The sequence below is a fragment of the Dapis hubbardiae BLCC-M172 genome (assembly GCF_050016015.1).
Lineage (GTDB): Bacteria > Cyanobacteriota > Cyanobacteriia > Cyanobacteriales > Microcoleaceae > Trichodesmium.
Window position 1 is genome coordinate 10001 of sequence record NZ_JBNHEQ010000272.1, and the last position, 10403, is coordinate 20403.

Sequence of the window (10403 nt, forward strand, 5' to 3'; positions counted from 1 at the left end):
AAAATATTACAACTTAAATAAGATTACTATATAACTTTTCCAAAGGAGACCAAACTCCGACGAGAAAATATTACAACTTAAATAGAATTACTATATAACTTTTCCAAAGGAGACCAAACTCCGACGCTCCGAATTTTAGCACCTCAAAATTAGCAGAATTAGCAATAGCATTTTTACTTGGGGAAAGGAGACCTAACCCCGACGAGAAAATATTACAACTTAAATAAGATTACTATATAACTTTTCCAAAGGAGACCAAACCCCGACGAGAAAATATTACAACATTAAAACTTAAATAGAATTACTATATAAGTCATTTAGTATAGTTTTTTATCAACAAATTAAGATTTTTATCATCCTAGCTATATAATTGTACATTTTTTACTTTCCCATAACTGATACTTAGGTATAATAAAAAAACACTACTAAACTATCGCATCTACAGACTTATGGATATTGCCAAAATTAGCACCGAATCAGTAGAATTACTCTCCCTAATTACTGGAAAAAAATTGACTAAAAAGGATATTACGCCACCCGTATTGTTTTTAGCAAATCTAGTAATTATACTTATAGGTGTTATCTATGCAGATGGAAAAGTAGTAGAAGAAGAAAAAGCGAGACTAAAAATAACTATCCATAAATTTATTCCACCTAAAGGGAATGTTTTGGAATTAACTAAATTAATGATTCATGGAGTATCTAAGCAACAGCTTTACAAAAAAATTGAGACAATATTGAAATTAATTCCTCCTCTTTCTACTCCAGAAAAATTGTTATTAATTAGTTTTGGTTATGAAATGTCTGCTGCGGATGGAGATATGGATGTGCGGGAGAAAAAATATCTAGAAATTGTGGGAAAAAAATTAGGTGTTCAACCCCAAAGTTTACAACTTTTAGAATCAGGATTTATTCATCAAGACAATCTTGATAAAAAATCTATAGATGAAGTTAAATATTTACTTAACCCGGCGCGTTTCCATCAGTTAGATAATATTTTTGTTAAAGCTGCTAGTGAAATGCTAAATTCACTTTTGCCCAGTCACAAGCAAAAACAAAATAGAACAAATCATCTAAAACAAACTGTTGTTTATCAAGGGTTAAAAGACTTTCAAAAATATAGACAGGAATTAGAAAATATTTGCAACCAAACATATAAAATATTTGCCGAATCAACTGAGCGAGATTTACTGCCTAATACATTAATATCTGAAATAGATAAAATCTTAGAAAAAATACAATCCCAAAAATTACGCATTGCAGTAATTGGAGAATTTAGTCAAGGTAAATCAACTTTATTAAATGCTTTACTTGGAGAGGAAATTCAACCAGTCAGAGAAATTCCTTGTAGTAGCACAGTTACAGTTTTAAAATATGGGGAACAAAAACGAGTTGTTTGTCATTATAAAGATGGGAAAGAAGCAGAAATTCCTTTAACAGAATATCAGTCAAAAGCAACTATTTCAGAAAGAGCAGCTTTAGGAAATATAAGTGAAGAATTAGCACACTCGGAGCTAGAAAAGATATTTTTTGAACATCCAGATTTAGAGTTATGTCAAAGTGGGGTAGAAATTGTTGACTCTCCTGGTTTAAATGAACATCCAGACCGCATATCTATTACTAAAAAATTATTAGAAGATACTGATGCGGTGATTTTCTTAACTAATGCTTCTCGTCCATTAACTCTAGGGGAACAAGAGTTAATTCAAACTGTGAAGTCGCAGCTAAATGGTAATAATATTGATTTACCTGCTGATAATTTATTTGTGTTGGTGAATTTTCTGGATTTAGTTAGAAATGAAAATAGTCGCCAGCAAATTAGAAAGAGATTAGAAAATTTTCTGTTGGGTGAAAAACCAATTATTGCTGATGAAAGTCGTTTACATTTTCTTTCTGCTCAAGCTGCTTTAGATGGAATTTTAGAAAGTGAAGAAAATGAATATTTGACTTACTTTAATAATTTTACCCACTCGATAGAAAAGTTTTTGACAGTTGAGCGGGGTGCTGTAGAAATTCAACAAATTTTTACTAAGATTAATGGTTTGATTACTGAGGGAATAAAAGCATTAGATCGAGCCGAAAAAGTTTTAGATGGTAAGGTGTATTTGTCTGTAGAGGCAAAAGTAGAAATATTAAAAAAAATAGAGGATGCTAGTGGACGAGATGTGCAAATTTTATCAACTACTGAAAAATTAAAAAATCAGACTATTAAACAAGCTGCTGAAGCTTGGGAGAAATGGGTAGAAGGATTAGGCGATCGCCTAGAGGAAAAAAGGGATGAATGGTATTCAGAACATTCTCTTCTCTGGGATAAGGAAAAAGTTATTCAAGATTATGCCGAAGAATTTGCAAGTTCTCTGGCAACTGAATTAGAAAACTGGAGTAATCAGGAAGTTAAAGAAATTCTGGTGAATAATTTAGAAATTTTAACTAAGGAAGTATATCAAAATCTAGAATTTATTAGAATGGATTTGCAAGCAGTAGATTGTCAAATCCATTCTAACTTGAATGAGCAATTTGATTTTGCAATTGAAAATATTAAAGGAGGTGGATTAGATATTTCTTCAATAACTAAGTTAGGAGAAAATTATGATGATAGTAAAAGAGGAGGTTTATGGGAAAATTTAACATTAGGTGGTTTAACTGCAGGTGCTTTATTTATGTTTACAGGAGTAGGATTTTTACCAATACTTTTAACTGGAGGTGCTGTGGCTTTGATTAGCTCATTTTTTGGTATGAGTCCTGATGAAGAGAATCCAGAAATAAAAATTAAACAGCAAGTTTATGATGCGTGTTTTCAGAAGTTTGATAAATCTACTAGAGAAATATTTAATCGGATTTGTGAAAATATTGCTGAGGTTTTCTACAGTCAGTTTAAATCAGCAAGTAAAGTAATTGAACAGGCGATATTGATTTACGAAAATCTTCTAGAACAAGAAGATAAAGTTCAGAAAGAAACTCAGGAACAATTAAAGTTAGAAAAAAAGATAATCGTTGAGAAAAAACAGGAACTTACACAAATAACAAATCAAATTGAAGAAGTAAGAAAGAAGGAAGAAGTGAAGAAGGAAGAAGGAAGAAGAAAGAAGGAAGAAGTGAAGAAGGAAGAAGGAAGAAGAAAAATGGTTGAAGAAAAATGGTTGAAATATATAGAAGGAAGAAGGAAGGAGGAAGGAGGAAGAAAAATGGTTGAAATATATCGAGATATGCGTCTAAAATAAATTAGAAAATTAATTTTAGAGACCTCTATGATCGAATATAGCAATCCCAAATAGGTTGTGATAAGTTTTATAATAGCTAATTTCAACTGAAAGCTTTGAACATTCTGACTCCTGACTCCTGTACGGGCTATTTCCTCAGGTCATGCTCCGCAAACGCGAATAGCCCCTACAACTAAAATATTACAACTAAAATAGGATTGCTATAACACTATAAAACATTATAGATGGTTCAGATAATACCACTTAAAAAAAGAATGTTATACCATTTCTCAAAAACTTTATCTATTTCAGAGTAGGAGAGTGTAGGGACGTTGCATAACAAAAATGCGTTTTCCGTCCCGGAATGCTCCGCAAACATGTCGCGCAGCGATACGTCCGTACGGGAGAAGTCAAAATAAGGATAATCAAAGATTAAATTGTCTCAAATCAGCAAAAAGGTAATTCTCCCAAGGTAATTATTTAATAACTGAAGTATTAATCAAGTATAGCATTAATGCATGGGAATTGGTATTACAAGAATCTATATATTGATACAGATATTCTAAAAAATAGCTGTTCCAATTTATTTTAGATAACTATCTCTATCATTTTCCATTTTTTTCAATGTTTACCCTTTCTTACTTCTTATACCAATTTCTAAAAAGAACGCTATACTTGGGTGAAATTTCAGTTATTAACTAATTAACACAGCTCAAATAACTTTTTTGCTAATTTAAGCCACGAAGACTGTTAATTATTCTTATTTGTACGGACGTTGTATCCAACATCCGTACGTCCCTCACTCCCCTACTCAATAAAATGTAGAAAAGTTTTTGATAAATAGTATTACTTCTTACCGAAATAATTAATAATTAAACAATTAAATAATTAGATAATTCAGGTTTAAAGCCTCCCCTTGAAAGGGGAAAAAGCGGTTGTTTGCGGAGCAGTCCGTTAGGATGGGATGGCGAGGTTTCCCGCTCTTAACAGAGCCGCTCCGCTAACGCCATATCCAATCAACCAAGAGAAATAAATCTGTTCCTTAGAGTTTCAATCCTCTCCCTTTTAGGGAGAGGTAATTATCAATTATCAATTAATGAATTACTGAAAAATCCAAGTATAAAGACTATCCATTCATGGAGAAAAAAGAAAAAAAATTCTGTGAGCAGATCCTTCTATTACAGAAGAGGTAATTATTAATTGTTAATTATTACAGCGCTTACCGTTGTTATGAGGTACAAAATTTTAGGTTTGAGGGAACAGGGAACACTTAACTGGGAACAGGTATGAAAGAAATAGGGAATACAAAAAAATCAAAACAACTGTACCTCATAGCTTCGGAAACTACTGTAATTATTAATTGTTAATTGTTAATTATTAATTATTAATTTTATTGTGCTATATTGAAAAACTGTTGCTTATAAAAATCCATAACTAAAATGTCTACAAAACCTACCATTGCATTTAGTCACCTGGGATGCGAAAAAAACCGCATCGATACTGAACATATCATCGGTTTACTCGCACAAGCAGGTTATTCAGTAGATGCTAACGAAGAATTAGCAGACTACGTTGTTGTTAACACCTGTAGTTTTATTCAAGCTGCTAGAGAAGAGTCTGTCCGTACTTTAGTAGAATTAGCCGAAGCTAATAAAAAAATAGTCATCGCAGGTTGCATGGCACAACACTTCCAAGAAGAATTACTCGCCGAATTGCCAGAAGCAGTAGCACTCGTCGGTACTGGTGATTATCATAAAATAGTAGATGTGATGCAACGAGTCGAAAAAGGCGATCGCGTCCAAGAAGTAACCCCCGAACCAACTTACATCGCTGACGAAACAACCCCCCGTTACCGTACAACATCCGAAGGCGTTGCTTATGTACGAATTGCCGAAGGATGTGACTACCGTTGCGCCTTCTGTATCATTCCTCATCTCCGAGGAAATCAGCGATCGCGCACCATAGAATCTATTGTAGCCGAAGTCCAACAACTAGCAGACCAGGGCGTTAAAGAAATCATCCTCATCTCCCAAATAACCACTAACTATGGAGTCGATATTTACGGCCAACCAAAACTGGCCGAACTTCTCCGCGCCTTGGGACAAATTGATATACCCTGGATTAGAATGCACTACGCCTATCCAACTGGTTTAACACCCAAAGTCATAACCGCCATCCAAGAAACTCCCAACGTTTTACCCTATCTCGACTTGCCCCTACAACATTCTCATCCCGAAATTCTCAGGGCCATGAATAGACCTTGGCAAGGTCAGGTCAATGATGATATAATCCAAAGAATTAAAGCAACTATGCCCAACGCCGTGTTGCGGACAACTTTTATAGTAGGCTTCCCTGGTGAAACGGAAGAGCATCATGCACATTTAGTTAAATTTGTCAAGCGTCACGAATTCGATCATGTTGGAGTCTTTACTTTCTCTCCAGAAGAGGGAACCCCTGCTTATAATTTGCACAATCAGTTGCCCCAAGAAGTAATGGATGCCCGCCAGAAAGAAATTATGGAAGTGCAGCAGTCCATATCTTGGCAACAAAATCAAAAATCAGTGGGTCAAGTAGTTGATGTGCTAATTGAACAAGAAAATCCTCAAACAGGAGAGTTAATTGGTAGATCGGCCAGGTTTTCTCCAGAAGTAGATGGACTGGTTTATGCTCAAGGAGAGGCCAGATTAGGGTCTATTGTTCCAGTAAAAATTACAGATGCAGATATTTACGATTTATATGGTTATGTAAATTAAATTTTTCTGGGTAATCAGCAATAATTCTGGAGTGTGGTAAAACTTTCAGGACTTACCCACCCAAACAAGAAACAGGGTTGATTGCCCTAATTATTATTGTTCTAATCCCCTTACAAAAACAACTTCTGACCTCTGTAAGGGCATTTTCCTCCGCAATGCTACGCAAACATATCGCGCCGGGAAATGGCCATCCACGCCTACTAACTTCTCATTTCGTTTGGTGCAGTAAAAAATGATGATTATCATAAAATCTAGTATCTAAAAAAAGAGCTAAGTTGAGGAAAATGTGTAAAAAATCCACTAAATGTTAAGTGATTTGTTATTATGTAAATGATTATGAAGTTTAGTAGGGGCCACTGAGAGTAAGAAACTGTAGATTATCTAAACTGCTGATTGAGACTAATGCTGAAGTGCGATGATGCGCTTAAGCAAATAAAAAAAGGAAATTTCCCTTAAGTTTATTCAATAGGCAACTTAAAAGATGCACAACAGATTATTACTTTTAAACAGAGGCTCCAACCTGCCTTAATGTACCCAACGAGGGAGAAAAGGAACAGGGCATTTGGCCTTTATCAAAATCTCGGCAGAAGACCAGGGTTTTTCTGTAAAAGAACCTTCTCTGGGAATGCTGAGTCATGTTGCCTACTTACAAAATAGATTTAACAAATTGTCAAAACAATTTGGCCGCTCGGCTAGCGGTGACAACGAAAGCCTTTAGATTGGCCATGTACTGTGGAGCGACCTTCATTAATGGATAATTGATAATGGATAATTGATAATTAGCTCTGGTTAAAAATGTTCTTGATTGAATATAAACGAAAGATTCTAGCATTTTCTTCCCATATCCGGGGAAGCTTTTAACCTGAATTAATTCATTATTAATTATTCGGCAATACCAGAAGAGTGTAGTGGTAATTCTTAAATTATCCCTAACTTGGAAAAGCAGGTCTTAAGAAACAGAAACTATTGCCGTCAGGTTTGCAAATCCCGCGCTCTTGCCTTAGAGTATCGTTGGGAACTCAATCTATCGTTATCTCTTCAGGTTAAAACTTAACCTTTGAGAAAACACAGACATTACTTAACTTTTAGGAGTAAACTCCAGTGCTATCAGTTGAGTGTAAATTGTGAGTGGCGAAGGCATACTGCCCTACCAATAAGCTAGCTATAACGACAGTAAATAAGCTGGAAATCTTTAGCTAGTGAGGGCTTATGAGCAGCTATGGTTGACCATAAATCCGCCTCCAAGTTGGGTGAGAAAGGAACCAAATGTAAACTATTTACATAGGAGAATTAATGGATTTATCGTTCGCAAGTTTAGGAATTTCAGAGGAGCGTGCAAATCATCTGGAAACAATTGGTTTTACTGCACCTACTCCGATTCAAGGTGAAGCAATACCACATTTGCTGGCAGGAACGGATATTGTAGGTCAAGCTCAAACAGGAACAGGTAAAACAGCAGCCTTTTCTTTACCCATATTGGAGCGGATCGATCTAAATACCAACGCAGTTCAAGCGTTAATTTTAACTCCTACTCGTGAGTTGGCACTGCAAGTTACAGAAGCGATTCGTCAATTTACTGGTGTGGATAGCAAAATTCCGAGTAAACGGCGATTATTTGTTCTAACTGTTTATGGCGGTCAGTCTATTGAACGCCAAATTCAGCGTTTGCAAAAGGGTGTTCATATTGTAGTGGGAACACCAGGGCGAATTATAGATATGCTGAATCGGAATAGTTTGAAACTAGATCATTTAAAAATGATGGTTTTAGACGAAGCTGACGAAATGTTGAGCATGGGTTTTATTCAAGATGTGGAAAAAATTCTGGACGCTGCACCTGTTGAACGTCAAACAGCTTTCTTTTCCGCTACTATGGATTATTCAATCCGGAAACTGGTGAATAAGTATTTGCGATCGCCAGTAACAGTTAAAGTAGCCCAACAAAAAACTACTCCGAAGCGCATCACTCAAACCGCGTACATAGTACCTCGTGGTTGGTCCAAAGGAAAAGCTTTACAGCCAATTCTAGAACTAGAAGACCCAGAAGCAGCTTTGATATTTGTCCGCACAAGGCAAGCTGCTGCGGAACTGACAAATCAATTACAATCAGCAGGTCATAGTGTTGATGAGTATCACGGCAACTTAAACCAATCTCAAAGGGAACGGTTGTTAACTCGCTTCCGCAATCAACAAGTACGTTGGGTTGTGGCAACTGATATTGCAGCTCGTGGTTTAGACGTGGATCATTTAACTCATGTGATTAACTACGATTTACCTGATAGTGTAGATAGTTACGTTCACCGCATTGGTCGTACAGGTCGTGCAGGTCGCGAAGGAACAGCAATTTCCTTGATTCACCCTGCGGATAAGCGGAAGTTGCGGTTGATAGAACGTCATTTGCGTCAACGTTTAGATACTCGTTCAATTCCTAAGCGTTCTCAAATTGAAGCTCGACAACTACAGAAATTACAAGATAAGGTGCGAGATGCTCTGAGCGGTGAGCGGATGGCTTCTTTCTTGCCGTTGATTGCTCAGTTGGGTGAAGAGTATGAACCTCATGCAGTTGCTGCTGCTGCTTTACAGATAGCTTATGATGAAACTCGTCCTGCTTGGATGGGACCTGATTATGCTCAGGAGGAAGAACATTCTGATTACTACACACCAAAGCCAAAATTGAAAAAGCAGCCACCTAAGAAGTCTAATAATCAAAGTTATTCTGATAAAAATCAGAAAGTAAAGGATGAGACTTATGTAGAAGAGGCATCGGTTTCACAGAATAATTAGGGAATAGGGAGTAGGGAGTAGGTAGGGACGTTTTTGCTGCGCGACATGTTTGCGGAGCATTCCCTATACGAAAATGTATTTTTGTTATGCAACGTCCCTACAGAATAGAGAAAAATAGGAATTTTAGAGACGTGAGCGATCGCGTCTCTAATTTTTTTGACAGCAATTTTCATTTCTGTAGGGGCAAATGGTCATTTGCCCCTACAGTGTTTTGGTTATGACATGAGGCGATCAATCAGCAAAAGCGCTGTAAGAAGGAAGAAGGGAAAGGATTACAATGAAGATTACTGTCTCAACATATCTCGCACTTCCATTAAAATTTTGCCTAATTTATTTTCTCCACTACCGTCTTTTCTCTGACCCCAATACAAATCTACTGGAGATTTATAAACTATTTCCTCATCCCCAGTAGACAGTAATATTTTCTGAATTTCAGTATTAGTCGCAAATTTGTTGAATACTGCCGTTCGCATAATTTCATATTTGACCTCTTCCCAGTCTGAACGTAATGGGCGATCGCGATCGTTCCCCAGATTTGCTGCTTCTCCAGGTGTTGCTGCCAGACGAATTTCCTCAACATCAGGGGTATCAGGAAATTTTTGTGCTTGAAAATAATGTTCGCTGGTTGCCCACCAACAACCGTCTAATTCAAAACCGTGAGCAGAACAATTAGAGAAACAGCCGTATCTGCTGAGGGTGCTATAAAATGAAATTGTCATAATTTTTTGAACTATTAATATGATAAAATAACAGTCTTATTATAATAAGATTAGTTTCAAAGTTATCCTCTTTAATATTTTAGATAAATAGGGTTTATTTATGATGAGTAAATGATTTTTTAGGGGTTTGGCGGTCAAACCCCTATGAGATAATTACTTTGGTAAAAGAAATAATTAATCTGATAAAAATAGTTTAACTAAATTAGTCATATTTGCTTTGGTTGGCTACATAAATTAACTACTTCCAAAGGTTGGAAAATTATTCCTCTTCAGCTAATACGTTTTTTTCCGAAATAACTTCTACTTCTATAGCTTCAGTTTCGTTAACTTGTTCGTTTTTCTCTTGAAATTTCTTAGTTTTAGGAGATTTTCTCCTCTGACGAATATTTTCTAGCTCTTTAGGGTGTTTCCACTCGCTCCCAGGATTAAGACGATAAACGTTGGTGCGTTTCCCAGTGTGGGATTCCTTTCGCAAAATACCAGCCTCACATAGCACTCCGAGAACTTCTAATACCATCCTTTGGCTCATCCCACAAAACTCAGCTATTCTGCCTTGGCTTTCGTAACAGCCGTGTTTTGAGTCTAGTTTTGAGCCTGCCCTGCGGATGACATGGGCTAATACTCTAAATTCATAGAGATTTAGCCCATAATCATCTAATTCACTACGAACAAACATTGGTATCTGATTATCAGGAGGACGTTTCCAGTTATCTTTGGACTTTGGATTTCGACGTTTGACATTTTTGGGCATCGTAGTTATCTAAAATTAAAAACTTACAAGGCAGTTCTTTGGTCTACTCATTTTTTTTGTAAATTTTTGTTAAGCATCCCCTAGCCTACGGCGTCTTAAATGGAATCTGACAGCTACAGGGAAATCATTAATAACAATGGATATCTTTAATAGTATTTTACCTTTAATTATAAATTATTAATACGCATCTGACATCATA

At 36.1% G+C, this 10403-nt stretch carries 5 protein-coding genes; 3 read left to right on the top strand and 2 right to left on the bottom strand.

What is annotated here, in order from left to right; all coding sequences use genetic code 11:
• Window positions 1-449: 449 nt before the first annotated feature.
• The 3 genes from ACP6PK_RS25365 (at window position 450) to ACP6PK_RS25375 (ending at window position 8734) form a co-directional block, all read left to right on the top strand.
• On the top strand, window positions 450-3221 hold the full coding sequence (locus tag ACP6PK_RS25365; protein ID WP_426563733.1) for a dynamin family protein: 2772 nt from the start codon (window positions 450-452) through the stop codon (window positions 3219-3221).
• Window positions 3222-4639: 1418 nt separating this feature from the next.
• Complete coding sequence (gene rimO / locus ACP6PK_RS25370) at window positions 4640-5953, top strand: 30S ribosomal protein S12 methylthiotransferase RimO (protein ID WP_426563735.1); 1314 nt, start codon at window positions 4640-4642, stop codon at window positions 5951-5953.
• A gap of 1293 nt (window positions 5954-7246) precedes the next feature.
• A complete protein-coding gene (locus ACP6PK_RS25375; protein ID WP_426563737.1) occupies window positions 7247-8734 on the top strand; it encodes a DEAD/DEAH box helicase in 1488 nt (495 codons plus the stop codon).
• 284 nt (window positions 8735-9018) lie between these two features.
• Here ACP6PK_RS25375 and ACP6PK_RS25380 read toward each other — a convergent pair whose 3' ends face one another.
• Together ACP6PK_RS25380 and ACP6PK_RS25385 are read right to left on the bottom strand one after the other, a co-directional pair.
• Window positions 9019-9453 carry an NADAR family protein gene (locus ACP6PK_RS25380; protein WP_426563739.1) on the bottom strand — a complete coding sequence of 145 codons (435 nt, stop codon included), beginning with the start codon at window positions 9451-9453 and terminating at the stop codon, window positions 9019-9021.
• Window positions 9454-9712: 259 nt separating this feature from the next.
• The gene (locus tag ACP6PK_RS25385) at window positions 9713-10204 is read right to left on the bottom strand and encodes a helix-turn-helix domain-containing protein (protein WP_426563741.1); all 492 of its coding nucleotides are present in this window, start codon (window positions 10202-10204) and stop codon (window positions 9713-9715) included.
• Between the last annotated feature and the right edge of the window lie 199 nt (window positions 10205-10403).

Coding starts and splice junctions, on each gene's coding strand:
- ACP6PK_RS25365 (WP_426563733.1), top strand. CDS start 450: ATGGATATTGCCAAAATTAGCACCGAATCAGTAGAATTACTCTCCCTA.
- rimO (WP_426563735.1), top strand. CDS start 4,640: ATGTCTACAAAACCTACCATTGCATTTAGTCACCTGGGATGCGAAAAA.
- ACP6PK_RS25375 (WP_426563737.1), top strand. CDS start 7,247: ATGGATTTATCGTTCGCAAGTTTAGGAATTTCAGAGGAGCGTGCAAAT.
- ACP6PK_RS25380 (WP_426563739.1), bottom strand. CDS start 9,453: ATGACAATTTCATTTTATAGCACCCTCAGCAGATACGGCTGTTTCTCT.
- ACP6PK_RS25385 (WP_426563741.1), bottom strand. CDS start 10,204: ATGCCCAAAAATGTCAAACGTCGAAATCCAAAGTCCAAAGATAACTGG.